This window comes from Streptomyces sp. NPDC001678 (genome assembly GCF_042892945.1).
GTDB lineage: Bacteria > Actinomycetota > Actinomycetes > Streptomycetales > Streptomycetaceae > Streptomyces.
This window is the reverse complement of record NZ_JBIAUP010000002.1, coordinates 77,088-91,504: the sequence shown is the minus strand read 5'-3', so window position 1 is coordinate 91,504 and position 14,417 is coordinate 77,088. Positions and strand designations below refer to the sequence as shown.

Annotated in this window: 16 protein-coding genes; 6 read left to right on the top strand and 10 right to left on the bottom strand. The window is 73.0% G+C overall.

Annotation, left to right across the window (positions count from 1 at the left end):
• Positions 1-118: 118 nt before the first annotated feature.
• Entirely contained in the window at positions 119-1,345 is a 1,227-nt protein-coding gene (locus ACFYZR_RS03940; protein ID WP_391904619.1) for an MFS transporter, read from the bottom strand.
• 83 nt (positions 1,346-1,428) lie between these two features.
• Between ACFYZR_RS03940 and ACFYZR_RS03935 the strand changes: the two genes are divergently transcribed.
• Together ACFYZR_RS03935 and ACFYZR_RS03930 are read left to right on the top strand one after the other, a co-directional pair.
• Positions 1,429-2,136, top strand: a complete 708-nt coding sequence (locus ACFYZR_RS03935) for a FadR/GntR family transcriptional regulator (protein ID WP_391904616.1) — start codon at positions 1,429-1,431, stop codon at positions 2,134-2,136.
• Entirely contained in the window at positions 2,129-2,929 is an 801-nt protein-coding gene (locus ACFYZR_RS03930; protein ID WP_391904613.1) for a class I SAM-dependent methyltransferase, read from the top strand. Before ACFYZR_RS03935 ends, ACFYZR_RS03930 begins: the two co-directional genes overlap by 8 nt.
• 164 nt (positions 2,930-3,093) lie before the next feature.
• On the opposite strand, the gene ACFYZR_RS03925 is transcribed toward ACFYZR_RS03930, so the two are convergent.
• The 7 genes from ACFYZR_RS03925 to mshD all read right to left on the bottom strand — a co-directional run bounded on the left by ACFYZR_RS03925 (position 3,094) and on the right by mshD (position 10,516).
• Positions 3,094-3,507: an NUDIX hydrolase gene (locus tag ACFYZR_RS03925; RefSeq protein WP_391904610.1), complete on the bottom strand. Its 414-nt coding sequence runs from the start codon at positions 3,505-3,507 to the stop codon at positions 3,094-3,096.
• Positions 3,507-4,535, bottom strand: a complete 1,029-nt coding sequence (locus tag ACFYZR_RS03920; RefSeq protein ID WP_391904607.1) for a CHAD domain-containing protein — start codon at positions 4,533-4,535, stop codon at positions 3,507-3,509. The genes ACFYZR_RS03925 and ACFYZR_RS03920 overlap by 1 nt, the downstream gene beginning before the upstream one ends.
• Positions 4,536-4,587: 52 nt before the next feature.
• Positions 4,588-6,846, bottom strand: coding sequence for an RNA degradosome polyphosphate kinase (locus ACFYZR_RS03915; RefSeq protein WP_391904605.1), 2,259 nt, complete (start codon positions 6,844-6,846; stop codon positions 4,588-4,590).
• A gap of 237 nt (positions 6,847-7,083) precedes the next feature.
• The gene (locus tag ACFYZR_RS03910) at positions 7,084-8,100 is read right to left on the bottom strand and encodes a hypothetical protein (RefSeq protein WP_391904602.1); all 1,017 of its coding nucleotides are present in this window, start codon (positions 8,098-8,100) and stop codon (positions 7,084-7,086) included.
• Entirely contained in the window at positions 8,100-9,044 is a 945-nt protein-coding gene (locus ACFYZR_RS03905) for an ABC transporter ATP-binding protein (protein WP_391904600.1), read from the bottom strand. Before ACFYZR_RS03905 ends, ACFYZR_RS03910 begins: the two co-directional genes overlap by 1 nt.
• A 13-nt stretch (positions 9,045-9,057) precedes the next feature.
• The gene (locus ACFYZR_RS03900; RefSeq protein WP_391904597.1) at positions 9,058-9,498 is read right to left on the bottom strand and encodes a GntR family transcriptional regulator; all 441 of its coding nucleotides are present in this window, start codon (positions 9,496-9,498) and stop codon (positions 9,058-9,060) included.
• Between the two features lie 88 nt (positions 9,499-9,586).
• Positions 9,587-10,516 (bottom strand): mycothiol synthase, encoded by a 930-nt coding sequence (mshD, locus tag ACFYZR_RS03895; protein WP_391904594.1) that lies wholly within the window; start codon positions 10,514-10,516, stop codon positions 9,587-9,589.
• A gap of 188 nt (positions 10,517-10,704) precedes the next feature.
• On the opposite strand from mshD, the gene ACFYZR_RS03890 reads away from it, so the two are divergent.
• From ACFYZR_RS03890 to ACFYZR_RS03875, 4 genes are all read left to right on the top strand, one after another.
• A complete protein-coding gene (locus ACFYZR_RS03890; RefSeq protein ID WP_391904591.1) occupies positions 10,705-12,549 on the top strand; it encodes a bifunctional metallophosphatase/5'-nucleotidase in 1,845 nt (614 codons plus the stop codon).
• Between the two features lie 136 nt (positions 12,550-12,685).
• Positions 12,686-12,898, top strand: coding sequence for a hypothetical protein (locus tag ACFYZR_RS03885; RefSeq protein ID WP_391904589.1), 213 nt, complete (start codon positions 12,686-12,688; stop codon positions 12,896-12,898).
• Between the two features lie 77 nt (positions 12,899-12,975).
• On the top strand, positions 12,976-13,437 hold the full coding sequence (locus tag ACFYZR_RS03880) for a hypothetical protein (protein ID WP_391904586.1): 462 nt from the start codon (positions 12,976-12,978) through the stop codon (positions 13,435-13,437).
• Positions 13,438-13,547: 110 nt separating this feature from the next.
• Positions 13,548-14,048, top strand: coding sequence for a hypothetical protein (locus tag ACFYZR_RS03875; protein WP_391904583.1), 501 nt, complete (start codon positions 13,548-13,550; stop codon positions 14,046-14,048).
• On the opposite strand, the gene ACFYZR_RS03870 is transcribed toward ACFYZR_RS03875, so the two are convergent.
• Positions 14,033-14,218, bottom strand: coding sequence for a DUF397 domain-containing protein (locus ACFYZR_RS03870; RefSeq protein ID WP_391904580.1), 186 nt, complete (start codon positions 14,216-14,218; stop codon positions 14,033-14,035). The two genes, ACFYZR_RS03875 and ACFYZR_RS03870, sit on opposite strands and share 16 nt — an antisense overlap.
• Complete coding sequence (locus tag ACFYZR_RS03865; RefSeq protein WP_391904577.1) at positions 14,215-14,415, bottom strand: DUF397 domain-containing protein; 201 nt, start codon at positions 14,413-14,415, stop codon at positions 14,215-14,217. The genes ACFYZR_RS03870 and ACFYZR_RS03865 overlap by 4 nt, the downstream gene beginning before the upstream one ends.
• Between the last annotated feature and the right edge of the window lie 2 nt (positions 14,416-14,417).

Sequence of the window (14,417 nt, the reverse complement as noted above, 5' to 3'; positions counted from 1 at the left end):
TCCGCCCGCTGAGGGACCGTCCCTGGGGCGTCCATCGCCTGTCCGACGGTGCAACACCGGATGGACCGGCTCCCATTTCCCCTTTACCAAACAGTGACGCAAAGCCCTGGTCAAATCGCTACGGGCGGCGGCGCGTGAGGGCGATGCCCGCTGCCATCTGGGCCGCCGCCGTCGCCAGGAGCAGCGCCATGGGGGCCGTCCAGCCGCCGGTGGCGTCGCGCAGCAGGCCCACGGCGAGGGGGCCGGACGCGGCCAGCAGATAGCCGAGGGACTGGGCGAGCGTCGACAGCGCCGTGGTCTGCGCGGGACCGCTGCCGCTCTGTGCGATCACGGTGAGGACCAGCGGAAACGAGCACAGCCCCAGCCCCACCAGCACCGCCCACACCAGGGGCAACGCCATGGGCGCCACGAGCAGCCCGGCGAAGCCGGCGAGCATCGCCGCCGAGACGGCCGCGAACGCCCCGCGCAGCCCCGCCGGGCCCTTGGCCAGGGCCAGGACCGCGAAGGACACGGGTATGCCCACGGCCTGGGCGACCGCCAGCACGACGCCCGCCGCGCCCTCGGACATGCCGTGACCGGACAGCAGCGAGGGCAGCCAGCCGGTGATGGCGTAGGCGTTGAGCGCCTGGAGGCCGAAATAGGCGGTGACCAGCGCGCCCAGGCGGGTGCGGGCCATGGCCCACGGGGAGATGCGCTCCTCCGGGGCCACGGCGACGTCGGGCGTCCGTGTCCGTACGCCCGTCCGGGCGGCCCAGACGGCCGTCGCCACCAGCGCGGGCAGCGCCCAGACCGCGAGGCCCAGCGACGGCGAGCCCACGGCCCCCGCCACGGGGACGGCCACGGCGGAGGCGAGCGTCGCCCCCAAGGCGAGGGCGGTGGTGCAGAGGCCGGTGAGCAGGCCGACGCGCCCGGGGAAGTGGGTGCGGACGAGCGTGGGCAGCAGGACGTTGCACAGCGCGAGCCCGGACATCCCGAGCACGGTGCCGGCCAGCAGCGCCCACGTGGCCGGTACGGCCCGTACCGCCAGCCCGGCGGTCAGCGCGGCGACGGCCGCGAGGACCGTGCGCTCCGCGCCGAGCCGGCGGGCCGGCGCGCCCGTACCGGCGCCCGCGGCGGCGAAGCAGAGCGACGGCAGCGTGGGCAGCAGCGCCGCGACGAGGGGCGAGAAGCCCAGGTCCGCGCGGAGGGCGTCCAGGAGGGCGGCGGCGCTGCTCATGCCGAGGCGGAGGTTGAGGGCGATGAGGAGCACGGCGACGGCGGTGAGCAGGCCGGCGCGGGTGCGGGGCGTGGCCATGGCGGAGGCGGAGGTGGGGGTGGGGGTGGGGCTGGCGGTGTTCTGGGCCATGAGGGCAAACGTAAGACGTCTGACGTTTGATGTCCAACGTGCGACGTGCGATGTGCTCTCCGGCCAGCCGGTACCGTGGCCGCATGACCGCCGACCCCGCCGACCCCGCCCTCGAACCGGTGCGCCGCCCGGCGCTCTCCGACGAGGTCATCGAACGGATCCGGGCCCGGATCGCCTCCGGCGACTGGCCCGTCGGCAGCCGCATCCCGCCCGAGCCCGAGCTGATGCGCCGGCTCCAGGTCGCGCGCGGCACCGTCCGCGAGGCCGTGCGCGCGCTCGCCCACACCGGGCTGCTGGAGGTGCGGCGCGGCGACGGCACGTACGTCAAGGCCAAGAGCGAGCTGTCCGGCGCGGTGACCCGGCTCTACGGCGGCAGCGACCTCGGCCAGCTCCTTGAGGTGCGCGAGGGGCTGGACGCACAGGCCGCCCGCCTCGCCGCCGCGCGCGCCGACGACGCGGCGCTCGACACGCTCGCCGACGCGCTGCGGCGGCGCACCACCGCGTGGGAGGCCGGCGACTTCGAGGCGTGGATCACCGCCGACTGGGACTTCCACTCCGGCGTCGCCGACGCCTCCGGCAACGCGCTGCTCGCCGAGCTCTACCGCAACCTCGCCGGGCCGCTGCGGGCGGCCATGGCCGAGGCCTGGTCCACGTCCGGCTTCCAGGGCGCGGACCCCGTCGGCCACGAGACCCTGCTGGCCGCGCTGCGCGACCGCGACCCCGCCGAGGCGGGGCGGCAGGCCGCCGCGAACGTCTCCGACACGCGGGCATGGGACGAGCACCGTGGCTAGAGCTCTGCGCCCCATCGGCTCCGCCACCCGCGGCACCACCAACCCCAACCGGCTGCGTCGCATGGACCGCTGGATCGCCGCCACCCACGCGGCCGCGCTGCGGCGCTCCGCCGACCCCGTGGCCGTCGACCTCGGCTACGGCGCCGCGCCGTGGACGGCCGTGGAGCTGCTGGGCCGACTGCGGCCGGTGCGGGCGGACGCGGAGGTCGTGGGCATCGAGATCGACCCCGCGCGGGTCGCGGCCGCGAAGCCGTACGAACGGGACGGGCTGGCCTTCCTCCACGGCGGGTTCGAGGTCCCCCTGCCCGGGGACGCGGGACGGCGCGCGCTGCTGATCCGCGCCGCGAACGTACTGCGGCAGTACGACGAGGGCGAGGTCGTCGCCGTCTGGGAGCGGCTGTGCGGGCGGCTGGCGCCGGACGGGCTGCTCGTCGAGGGCACGTGCGACGAGATCGGGCGCCGGCACGTGTGGGTGGCGCTGGGGCCGGAGGGGCCGCGCACTATTACGTTCGCGGCGCGCTTGGGCTCCTTGGGCATGCCGTCCGACCTCGCCGAGCGGCTGCCGAAGGCGCTGATCCACCGGAACGTTCCCGGCGAGCCGGTGCACGCGTTCCTGCGGGACTTCGACCGGGCGTGGGCGGCGTTCGCGCCGTACGGGGCGCTCAGTGCGCGGCAGCGGTGGATTCGGACGGCGGGGGCGTTGCGGGCGGACTGGCCCGTGGTGGATGGCCCGGCGCGCTGGCGTCAGGGCGAACTCACCGTCCGGTGGGAAGCGCTGGCGCCGGGTGGGTGAGGGGCCCCAACCCCGCCCTTTCACCGTTTCCTGGGGCTCCGCCCCAGACCCCGCGCCTCAAACGCCGGCGGGGCTGGATTTGGCGGGCTGAAATCAGCCCGCCCGGCGTTTGAGGGCCGGGGGTTCGGGGGCGGAGCCCCTGAAGGAAACGGTGAAAGGGCGGGTCAGGGGCAAAGGCCCAGCGCAGCGCACAGCGCGTCCACGAGCGGCCGGTCCCGTTCGTTCGTAAGGCGCGCCCGCGCTTCCAGGGGTGGCAACCACACCAACTGGTCCACCTCCCGGTTCGGCTCGAAGAATCCCCCCGTCATCTCCGCCGACCAGTACCGGACCTCCTTCGGCCGCCCGTCCACCACATAGCGGGACGTGGGCAGCCGCGCACCCACCGCGCAGTGCATGCCCGTCTCCTCCAGGACCTCCCGCAGAGCACCCAGCAGCGGATCCTCACCCCGCTTGAGCTTGCCCTTCGGCAGCGACCAGTCGTCGTACTTCGGCCGGTGGACGAGCGCCAGCTCGATCCCCCCGGGCGCCCGGCGCCACAACACGCACCCCGCCGCCCGCACCACTCCCGCCCCCGCCATCAGATCCGCTGCCAGATCCGGCCGAACGTGAAGCGCGCCGCCTCCACCTCGTGCCGCTGGTCGGCGTGGAGGACGCCCAGGGCGTACGCCGTCGCCGGGGCGATGCGCGGGGTGCGGGCGGCCGAGGCCGCCGCGGCGGCGGCCTCGGCGGCGTCGCGGTGGCGGTCCAGGGCCTGGCCCGCGCTGAGCAGCCGCACCGACAGGGACGGTTCCGCTTCCGACTGCCGCTGCTCGTCCAGGACCTCCTGGGCGTAGCGCCGCAGCCGGACCAGGCGCCGCACCTGCTGCCAGGGCGCGTCCTGGCGGGCCTCGGCGGCCGGGGCGTCGGCGGTGGGCGTCGCGGCCAGCCCGCAGGTGAGGGCCTCGGCGTTGTACGGCAGGCCGGCCGCCGACAGGGGCAGCGCGTCGACCGCCTCGGTGAGCCGCCGCTGGATCTGTTCCGCCAGGCGGGTCAGGGCCTCGCCGGCGGGCATCTCGTGCGCGGCGGGGTCCAGCGGCACCTCGGAGGCCAGCACGGCGACCGAGTCCGCGACGCCGTGGAAGCGCGCCGAGCCCAGTGCCTGGAGGGCCGCCGAGTGGGCGCGGGTGCGGGCCAGGGTCAGCTGACGGTCCAGCAGCGCCCCGGCGCGCGCGGCGCCCACGGTCGGGGTGCCGTCCGCGCCGGACAGCCGGTGCAGCGCGCCCCGCAGCCGGGCCAGCCGGGCCGTGTAGGCGTGTTCGCGGCCAAGTACGTCCGAGAGCCACACCAGTTCGGTGCGGAGCTGATCCGTCCAGGCGACGTCCGTGAGCGGCCGGTAGACGTGGAGCGTGCCGGCGACGCGGCGCGCGGAGCGCCGCAGCAGCCGGACCGCCTCGCCCGCGTCCTCGGCGTCGGAGCGGCTCTCGCCGTGCAGCCGCAGGCTGCGCAGGAATTCGGTGGCCTGGGTGTGGAGGTAGCCGGAGAGGACGTCCCCGGCGGTGGCCGCCTCCAGGCCGTGGGGGGCGCCGCCGTCGAGTGCGGTCCGCCCTCCGGAACGTTCCGTCGTCATCACTTCGTACTCCCCGGGCACGGACGCCGGCGCGGTGACCGTAACCGGCGGGTCATGAGGTCGCTGAGCCACGCCGGCGCCTCCGGGCGTCGATGAGCATCTCCTGCACATTGCGCAGCGGCCGGCCGTCGGCATCGGTGGCGTGCCGGGTCCAGTTGCCGTCCGGGCCCAGGTGCCAGGAGGCCGTGCGGTCGGAGACGCCGAGTTCCAGCAGCCGGTTGAGGGAGGCCCGGTGGCCGGGGTCGGTGACCCGGACGAGGGCCTCGATGCGGCGGTCGAGGTTGCGGTGCATCATGTCGGCGCTGCCGAGCCACACTTCGGGCTCGCCACCGTTGCCGAAGGCGAAGAGGCGGGAGTGTTCCAGGAACCGGCCGAGGATGCTGCGGACCCGGATGTGCTCCGAGAGGCCCACCACGCCCGGCCGCAGCGCGCAGATGCCGCGCACCCAGACGTCCACCGGCACCCCGGCGCGCGAGGCGCGGTACAGGGCGTCGATGACGGCCTCGTCCACCATCGAGTTGACCTTGATGCGGATGTACGCGGGCCGTCCGGCGCGGTGGTGGGCGACCTCCTTGCCGATCCGGGAGATCAGCCCGTCGCGCAGGGACTTGGGGGCGACGAGCAGCCGCCGGTAGGTCTCGCGCCGGGAGTAGCCGGAGAGGCGGTTGAAGAGGTCGGAGAGGTCCGCGCCGACCTGCGGGTCGGCGGTGAGCAGGCCGAAGTCCTCGTAGAGCCGGGCCGTCTTGGGGTGGTAGTTGCCGGTGCCCACGTGGGCGTAGCGGCGCAGGGTGTCGCCTTCCTGACGGACGACCAGCGACAGCTTGCAGTGGGTCTTGAGCCCCACCAGCCCGTAGACGACGTGGCAGCCGGCCTCCTCCAGCTTCCGGGCCCATTTGATGTTGGCCTGCTCGTCGAAGCGCGCCTTGATCTCGACGAGGACGAGGACCTGCTTGCCGGATTCGGCCGCGTCTATGAGCGCGTCGACGATCGGCGAGTCGCCGGAGGTCCGGTAGAGGGTCTGTTTGATGGCCAGGACGTCCGGGTCGGCGGCGGCCTGCTCCAGGAAGGCCTGGACGGAGGTGGAGAACGAGTCGTAGGGGTGGTGCAGCAGGACGTCGCGCTCCCGCAGCGCCGCGAAGATGTCGGGCGCGGAGGCGGACTCCACCTCGGCGAGGTCACGGTGGGTGCCCGCGACGAACTTCGGGTACTTGTGCTCGGGCCGGTCCAGGGAGCCGATGGCGAAGAGCGCGGTGAGGTCCAGCGGGCCGGGCAGCGGATAGACCTCGGCGTCGCTGATCTTCAGCTCGCGGACGAGCAGGTCGAGCACGTACGGGTCGATGGTCTCCTCGACCTCCAGCCGTACGGGCGGGCCGAAGCGGCGCCGCATGAGCTCCTTCTCCAGGGCCTGGAGGAGGTTCTCCGCGTCGTCCTCCTCGACCTCCAGGTCCTCGTTGCGCGTCACCCGGAACATGTGGTGCGCGAGCACGTCCATGCCGGGGAAGAGCTCTTCGAGGTGGGCCGCGATGACGTCCTCCAGCGGGACGTACCGCTGCGGGGAGACCTCCAGGAAGCGCGGCAGCAGCGGCGGCACCTTCACGCGCGCGAAGTGGTCATGGCCGCTCACGGGGTTGCGGACGACCACGGCGAGGTTGAGCGAGAGCCCCGAGATGTACGGGAAGGGGTGCGCGGGGTCGACGGCGAGCGGGGTGAGCACGGGGAAGATCTGCTGCCGGAAGAGGGTGAAGAGCCTGCCCTGCTCCTTCTCGGTCAGCTCGTTCCAGCGGATCAGGTGGATGCCCTGCTCGGCCAGCTCGGGGGCGACGTCCTGCTGGTAGCAGGCGGCGTGCCGGGCCATGAGCTCCCGGGAGCGGGTCCAGATCAGCTCCAGGACCTCGCGCGGCTGGAGGCCGGAGGCGGAGCGGGTGGCGACGCCGGTGGCGATGCGGCGCTTGAGGCCGGCGACGCGGACCATGAAGAACTCGTCGAGATTGCTGGCGAAGATCGCCAGGAAATTGGCGCGTTCCAGCAGGGGGGTGGCCGGATCCTCCGCCAGTTCCAGCACCCGTTCGTTGAAGGCGAGCCAGCTGCGCTCCCGGTCCAGGAAGCGGCCGTCGGGCAGCGGCTCGGCGTCCACACGGCCGTCGCCCTCGTCCCCGTCGTCGAGATCCTTGATCTCGTACGTGTCGAGATCGGGCCCGAGCCGGGGCACGCCCGCGACCACGGCGGCCTTCGGGCGGTGGGCGGCGATGAAACCCACCGATTCGGTGGAGTCGGTGCTGTCGTGTGCCTGTGCGCTGGACGACTGGCTCATGTCTTCATTGTTCCGCGCCGGTGGCCGCACGGGCGCGTCGGAGGGCGACGCGGGGGCGGCGCGGAGCCGTCGTTCGGAGGCGCGGGGCGCGGCGGGCTGCATTCACCAAGGCTCGCAACCGAGGTTTAATCGCGGGTAACGTCCACATGGCGTTAAGGAAATGCGGCCGCTTCCAGCACGGGACGCGGGCCCCCGCCCCAGGCCCCCCGCCACCCCAGGAAATCGGTCAGGGATCGGTCAGGGATACGTCCTGCGGATCACCCAGAGCGCCGCACCGGCCGCGAACGCCGCCAGGCCCACCGCCACGCCCGCCTCCGCCCACTCCAGCGGCCACAGGTGCGAGCCGGGATGCCAGTCCACGTACCACCCGGCGGCATGGTGCCGGGCCAGGCAGTCATCGGGGCCGACGCCCACGCCGCACCGGGGTTCCGGGATCCGGCCGCCCGTCCGCGTCACCATCCCGTGCTCGACGATCCAGTCCTCGTCGCCCCTGATCAGGGCCGGCGCCCCCGCCGACAGCTCAGTGGCCGGGCTCAGCAGGCGCGGCCGCAGCTCCTCCAGCAGCCCCGAGAGCGCCCCGAAGACGATCAGCGTGGCCCCCATGGCCAGGACCGTCCGCTTGACCAGCAGGCCCACGAGCGCGCCGACCGCCGTCGCGAGCAGCGCGTGGGCCACCGGCGCGGGGCCGAGCATGTCGAAGGACCGGTCCCAGCGCTGCCCGGGCAGCAGCCCGGCGGGGGCGGCGCTCCAGGTCCAGGTGTAGACGGCCGCGAGCGCGGAGACCCCGGCCAGGACGGCCACCACCGGCACGGCGAGCTTCGCGGCCAGCCAGCGCACCGGGGTCACGGACTGCGCCCACACCAGCCGGTGCGTACCGCTCTCCAGCTCGCGCGCGACCATCGGCCCGGCCACGAACAGGCCGGTGAGCAGCGGCAGGTACTCCAGCAGCATCCCGTTGTAGTGCAGGTAGTCGCCGTACGTGGAGCGGAACCGATCGACCTGCCCCATGAGGTCGGCGGCGCAGTCGCTGCCCCCGGTGCCCGGCACGCAGGCCGTCCGCAGGCCGGGGTGGGCGTCGAGGTGGCCGGTCATCGCCAGGCGCAGCCACACCAGCTCCGCGAGCAGCGCGGCCAGCAGGGCCAGGGCGAGCCAGGCCGTGGTGCGGTGCTGGCGCAGGACGAACCAGGCGAGACCACGGCCCCGGACGGGGGTGCGTGCCGCGGGGGAGGCGGGGGCGGAGCTGATCGCCGTCATCACGCCGCCGCCTTCAGGCCGGCCGGGCGCGGTTCCGCGCTCGGGGCGAGGAGCGCCGGGGCGCCGGGCGCGCGGAGGTGGGCGAGCAGCAGCTCCTCCAGGGAGGGCTCGGCGACCTCCCAGTGCCCGCCGATCGGCCCGTCGGTCCGTACGAGCGCGGTGAGCTGACGGCCCGTCGTCCGCGCCTCGACGATCGTGTGGGCGGCGAACTCGCGGGGCGTGCCGGCGTCCTCGTAGCGGCCCATGACGAGCCGGTGGGCGGAGAGCAGGTCCTCGACCTCGCCCGCGAGCCGCACCCGGCCCCCGGCGATCAGCAGCAGGTAGTCGCAGGCGCCCTCGAGTTCGGCGACGACGTGCGAGGCGATGACGACGGTGGTGGCGTGCTCGGCGGCCTGGGCCATCAGGGCGGCCATCATCTCGTGGCGCACGAGCGGGTCGAGGTCGCTCATCGGCTCGTCCAGCAGCAGCAGTTCGGGCCGTTTGGCCAGGGCGAACGCCAGGGCCACACGGCGGCGCTGGCCGCCGGAGAGGGAGTCGACGCGGGCGCCGGGCCGGATGCCGCCGCTCTCGTGGACGAAGCGCTCGGCGGCTGCCTGGTCCCAGGAGCCGGGGTTGAGCTCACGGCCCAGGCGCAGGGTGTCGGCGACCGTGAAGTGCGGGTAGAGGGGGTTGTCCTGGGCGACGTAGGCGACGCGGGGCCGGACGTCCGCGCCGCCCGGCGCGCCGCCGAGGACGCTCAGCCGGCCGGCGGACGGCTTGCGCAGCCCGGCCGCGAGGGACAGCAGCGTCGACTTGCCCGCGCCGTTGGGGCCCACGAGCGCGCACACGCGCCCGGCGGGCAGCCGGAACGAGCAGTCGCGCAGCGCCCAGCCGCCGCGGTACCTCGCGCCCAGGTCCACCGCCTCCAGGGCGGTGCGGTCGGGCAGGAATGTCAGATCGTTCATGCGGTCCCCTCGCTCACGTCGTCTCGGCCCCGCGCGCCTTCCCCGGTCCCGGTTGGTCACTCCGGTCGCGGTCGTCGAAACGGGTCTCGTCGAGGACGGACGCGACCAGCGCGGCCACGTCCTCCCGTTCGAGCCCGGCCGCGCGGGCGCGGGCCATCCAGTCGACAAGTTCGGCGCGCAACGGCGAATCGGCGGCAGCGCCGGGCCTGGCCAGCGATCGCCGGACGAACGTCCCCAGTCCGGGGCGCGCCTCGACCAGGCCCTCGCGATCGAGCTCGCGGTAGGCCTTCAGGACGGTGTTGGGGTTGATGGCGGTGGCCGCGACGACCTCTTTGGCGGTGGGCAGCTTGTCGCCGGGAGCGAGCAGACCGAGCCGCAGGGCCTGTTTGACCTGCTGGACGATCTGCACGTAGGCGGCGGTCCCACTGCGTCGGTCGATGCGGAACTCGACCACGCGACATCACCCTTTCACTACTTGACTAGTGAAAGGGTGATGGAGCCGTCCGGGTGCTGTCAAACAACGACGTCGGGCAAGGGGGTGGTCAGCTCTCGGTCCGGTACATCAGGTCCGTCTCGTGGGTGAGGAAGCCGAGCCGCTCGTAGACCCGTACGGCCGGGGCGTTGTCGGCGTCCACGTAGAGCATCGCGGTCGGCAGCCCCTTGGCCTCCAGGTGCCGCAGGCCGATCGTGGTGAGCGCCTTGCCGAGGCCGCCGCCCTGGGTGCCGGGGCGCACGCCCAGGACGTACACCTCGCCCAGCTCCTCGGCGGCGTGGATCTTCGTCCAGTGGAAGCCGATGAGCTCCCCGCCGCGCTCGGCGAGGAAGAAGCCCTCCGGGTCGAACCAGCCGGCGGCCTTGCGGTCGTCGAGGTCGGCCTGAGTGAGCGAGCCCTGCTCGGGGTGGTGGGCGAAGGCCTCGGCGTTCACCGCGAGCCACGCCGCGTCGTCCTCGCCGGGCCGGAAGGCCCGTACGGTCACGCCCTCGGGCAGGACGGGGTCGGGGAGGTCGAGGCCGGCCAGCGGGCGGCGCATCTGCCGCAGCTCGCGGAAGAGGCTCAGCCCGAGCACCTGCGCGAGGTGCCGGGCGGCCGGGTGGCCGCCGTGCGCCCAGACCCGCAGCCGCTTGCCGGACTCGTGCAGCAGGGCGCTGCCGAGCGCCCGCCCGTGGCCGCGCCCCCGGGCGTCGGGGTGGACCACGAACTCGCCCGCCGGGGCCTCCACGGGGTCGCTGTCCTCCAGTTGCCCGTAGCCGATGAGCTTCCTGTCCATGTCGCTCAGCAGGACGTGCCGTACGCCCGCGCGCCGCCCCTTGAGCTGGAGGCGCCCCTGCTCGGAGACGGCCGGCTGCCCGTCCACGGCGGCCGCCTCGTCGATCAGCCGCAGCACGTCGTCCCGCACGCCGGGTGCCAGCTCGCGCAGCACCTCGATCCGGCGCTGCCCGCTCACGTCCACGTCATTCACCACGTCACTCATGGTGCGAGCCTACGGCCAGGGCGCGGCGGGCGACGGTGCGACGACGTTCCGGTGCGACACACCGAAGCGCTACCGATTCGTCACCTCACCCCACCTGCCGCACTACGCGCGTTGACCGTAGGCTGCCGCCGACCGCATTTACCTGATCTTCATGCGCGCCTTCTCGCCAATTGCACAAAGGGGAACAAATGCACGCGACGCCGCCACGGAAGCGCCTCGCAAGACGGCTGACCGCGACGGCGGCCGTACTGGCCGCCACCGCCGGTGTCCTCTCCACCGCCGCCCCCGCCGGGGCGTCGACCGCGTCGTACGGCCACGGCCACGGCCACGGCCACGGCCATGGGCACGGCAACGGCCGGACCGTCGACGTCCAGCTGCTGTCCTTCAACGACCTCCACGGCAACCTGGAGCCCCCGCAGGGCTCCTCCGGCACGGTGACGGAGACCCAGGCCGACGGGACGAAGAAGGTCATACCCGCGGGCGGCGTGGAGTACCTGGCCAACTCGCTGCGCACGGCGCGCAAGGGCCACGAGTACTCGATCACCGCCGCGGCCGGCGACATGATCGGCGCCAGCCCGCTGATGTCCGGCCTCTTCCACGACGAGCCCACCATCGAGGCGCTCAACAAGCTGAAGCTGGACGTCACCTCCGTCGGCAACCACGAGTTCGACGAGGGCCGCGCCGAGCTGACGCGCATGCAGAAGGGCGGCTGCCACCCGAAGGAAGGCTGCTTCGAGAAGGGCAAGAAGTTCAAGGGCGCCGACTTCCCCTACCTCGCCGCGAACGTCCTCGACGAGAAGACCGGCAGGCCCATCCTCAAGCCCTACACGATCTGGCAGCACAAGGGCGTGAAGATCGGCTTCATCGGCGTCACGACCAAGCACACGCCGGACGTCGTCACGGCCGAGGGCGTCAAGGGCCTGAAGTTCGCCGACGAGGTCGAGACGATCAACAAGTACGCCAAGGAGCTCGACCGCCAGGGCGTGAAGTCGATCGTCGCGCTGATCCACGAGGGCGGCATGCCCGCCAACGGCTCGTACAACTTCGACTGCGACACCCCGGGCGCGGGCGCGGGCATCTCCGGCCCGATCGTCGACATCGCCAAGAAGGTGACCCCGAAGGTCGACGCCCTCGTCACCGGCCACACCCACCAGGCCTACGCCTGCACCATCCCCGACCCGTCCGGCGCCCCGCGCACGGTCACCTCGGCCGCCTCCTTCGGCCGGCTGTTCACGGACACGACCCTGACGTACGACCGCCGCACCAAGGACATCGTCCGCACGGCCGTCAAGAGCCCCCGCGCCGGCAACCACGTGGTCAACCGCGACCAGCCCAAGGCCGCGGACATGACCGCGCTCATCGACCGCTGGAAGACCCTGGCGGCCCCGATCGCCAACAAGCCCGTCGGCTACATCTCCGCCGACATCAACGGCCGCGGCTCGGAGGCCCTGGAGCAGCCCCTCGGCGACGTCATCACCGACGCCCAGGTCGAGGCCCTCGCCCCGGCCGGCAAGGGCGGCGCCCAGATCGCCTTCATGAACCCCGGCGGCATCCGCTCCGACCTGGCCTACAAGGCCTCGGGCGGTGAGGGCGACGGTGTCGTGACGTACGGCGAGGCGTTCACGGTCCAGCCGTTCACCAACATGATGCAGACCAAGGACCTCACCGGCGCCCAGGTGCTCGCGGTCCTCCAGCAGCAGGTCAGCGGCGCCAACGCCGACCAGCCGAAGATCCTCCAGATCAGCAGGGCGCTGACCTACACGCTGGACCTGACGAAGAAGGGCGCGGACCGCGTCGTCGCGTCGTCCGTCAAGGTCAACGGCGCCCCGCTGGAGGCGGCGAAGACCTACCGCGTCGCCGCGAACGAGTTCCTGATGGGCGGCGGCGACGGCTTCCCGGCCTTCAAGGACGGCACGAACAAGCTCGTCGGCCCCTCCGACCTGGACGTCTTCGTCGCCTACCTGACGGCCCACTCGTCGAAGGCCGCGCCTCTGGCGCCGCCGAAGGCGGACCGCATCACGATCGTGAAGTAGCACGCGCCTCAAGGCACTTGCCCGTACGCCCCCGCACCCTTTGGCGCGGGGGCGTACGCCGTGTCGGGGGCGGCGCGCGGTGGTAGATCGCCCGGGACGACCCGCCCGCCTGTCCACCGCACGACGAGGAGACCCCATGAAGCGCACCCTCCACCGCGTCCTGGCCACCGCCGCCGCGACGGTCCTCCTGGGCCTCGGCAGCGCGGCCCTGGCGACCCCGGCCCACGCGGAGGTGGACGGCACGGTCCTGGGCGGGCTCCTCACGGCCCACGCCAACGACGGCATCGACGCGGCGGCGCTGGGCGGCCAGTTGGTCCACCTCATGAACCCCGTCGAAGGCTTGATCTGATCCTTGCCGGGGGCGCGGGACAGACCCATGATCACTTCTCGTATCGAGTCGGTCACTCACAGGACTGGAGACGAGACGTGTCATCCCGTATCGCGTTCCGCGCCCTCACCGCGATCGTGGCCACGGCTGCCTTGAGCGTGCCCTTCACGCAGGGGGCGTCGGCGGCGACGCCTGCCACCCACGTGGTGAAGGCGGACGAGAACCCCTTCCGCTGGATGGACCTCGACGGCCTGCGCGCCGAATACCGCTTCATGTGCCCGGCGGGCCACTGCGTCGGCTACTGGTCGCTCGTCCTGACGGACGAGGTCGCGAAGCGCTCGTACAAGGGCGGCGAGTTCTTCGCCTACGCCCCGGCGTCCGGCGACTTCGGCTTCTTCCTGGACACGGACATCGCCACCCGCACGGTGAAGCACGCACGCCAGGTCCGCCTCGTCGACAGCGACTTCACCCGCTCCCACCCCCGCTTCGAGGTCCGCTACGGCGATCCGGCCCAGCCGAAGAAGGCGCGGGTCGTGGCGACGGCCACGACCTGGATGTAGCGCACACGTTTATCCCGCGTCGATCCGCTGTCGATCACCCCTTGTTTCGCTGTCGCCCGGCGAGAAGCACACGCACCTCGCCGGACGACAAGCGAAACAGGAGACACACGATGCGCAAACTCCCCTTGATGGTGGCCAGTCTTGCCGCCCTCGCCCCTCTCATGCTCGCCGGGCAGGCACCCGCCTACGCCGACGGCAACCGTGACGGCATCGACGCGTGCGCCCAGGAGGCGAAGCTGGCCGGGTTCGCCAAGGACAAGTCCGCCGAGGGCCGCAACGACGACGCGATCCACGCCGTGGCGATAGCCATGGCCGAGTCCGGCTGCCGCCACGACGCCAGACACCAGAACAACCCCAACGACCCCGACCCCGGCTCGTGGGACCTGGGCGCGTGGCAGATCAACGAGCGCTGGTACCCCGAGGTGCACGGTCACGACGCCGGCATCGTGACGGCCGAGAACTGGCAGGACATGGGCTGGTCCGCCCGCAAGGCCCGCCAGATCAACGAAGACGGCACGGGGCGGGGCTGGGCCTCCTGGGCGGCGTGGAACCTGGGCACGTACCGGCAGTACCTCGGCCAGGCCCGCGACGCGGTCTACCGCAACTGGTGACGGTGGCGCCGGACGGCGCCCAGCAGCGCCCGTAGCGACGCGGGGGTGACGGCCAGGACGGTGTCCGGGTCGTCGCTCTCGCGGAGGCGGAGGGTGCCGTTGCCTTCGTCGGCCACGGTCAGGCAGTTCGCCCCTTCATGGCTGTACGAAGACGCCTGCCAGGCGCTCACCGTTCACCCTTGTACGTCAGCCGGTCGGCTTTGATCGCTCGCAGGAACCCGCGCAGAGTCCCGGATGCCGGCGCCAGGATTACGCCCGGAAAGTCGCTCTCTCGCAGGCGTAATGTCCCATCGCCGACGGCGGCTATGTTGACGCAGTTCGACGAGCTGGCGCTGTAGGAGGACTTCCTCCACTGATGTGCAGACACTG

Excerpts from the sequence above, each read along its gene's own strand:
- ACFYZR_RS03915 (WP_391904605.1), bottom strand. The coding sequence starts at position 6,846 with ATGAGCCAGTCGTCCAGCGCACAGGCACACGACAGCACCGACTCCACC.
- mshD (WP_391904594.1), bottom strand. The coding sequence starts at position 10,516 with ATGAGTGACGTGGTGAATGACGTGGACGTGAGCGGGCAGCGCCGGATC.
- ACFYZR_RS03920 (WP_391904607.1), bottom strand. The coding sequence starts at position 4,535 with ATGACGACGGAACGTTCCGGAGGGCGGACCGCACTCGACGGCGGCGCC.
- ACFYZR_RS03890 (WP_391904591.1), top strand. The coding sequence starts at position 10,705 with ATGCACGCGACGCCGCCACGGAAGCGCCTCGCAAGACGGCTGACCGCG.
- ACFYZR_RS03910 (WP_391904602.1), bottom strand. The coding sequence starts at position 8,100 with ATGACGGCGATCAGCTCCGCCCCCGCCTCCCCCGCGGCACGCACCCCC.
- ACFYZR_RS03875 (WP_391904583.1), top strand. The coding sequence starts at position 13,548 with ATGCGCAAACTCCCCTTGATGGTGGCCAGTCTTGCCGCCCTCGCCCCT.
- ACFYZR_RS03940 (WP_391904619.1), bottom strand. The coding sequence starts at position 1,345 with ATGGCCCAGAACACCGCCAGCCCCACCCCCACCCCCACCTCCGCCTCC.
- ACFYZR_RS03905 (WP_391904600.1), bottom strand. The coding sequence starts at position 9,044 with ATGAACGATCTGACATTCCTGCCCGACCGCACCGCCCTGGAGGCGGTG.
- ACFYZR_RS03885 (WP_391904589.1), top strand. The coding sequence starts at position 12,686 with ATGAAGCGCACCCTCCACCGCGTCCTGGCCACCGCCGCCGCGACGGTC.
- ACFYZR_RS03925 (WP_391904610.1), bottom strand. The coding sequence starts at position 3,507 with ATGGCGGGGGCGGGAGTGGTGCGGGCGGCGGGGTGCGTGTTGTGGCGC.
- ACFYZR_RS03935 (WP_391904616.1), top strand. The coding sequence starts at position 1,429 with ATGACCGCCGACCCCGCCGACCCCGCCCTCGAACCGGTGCGCCGCCCG.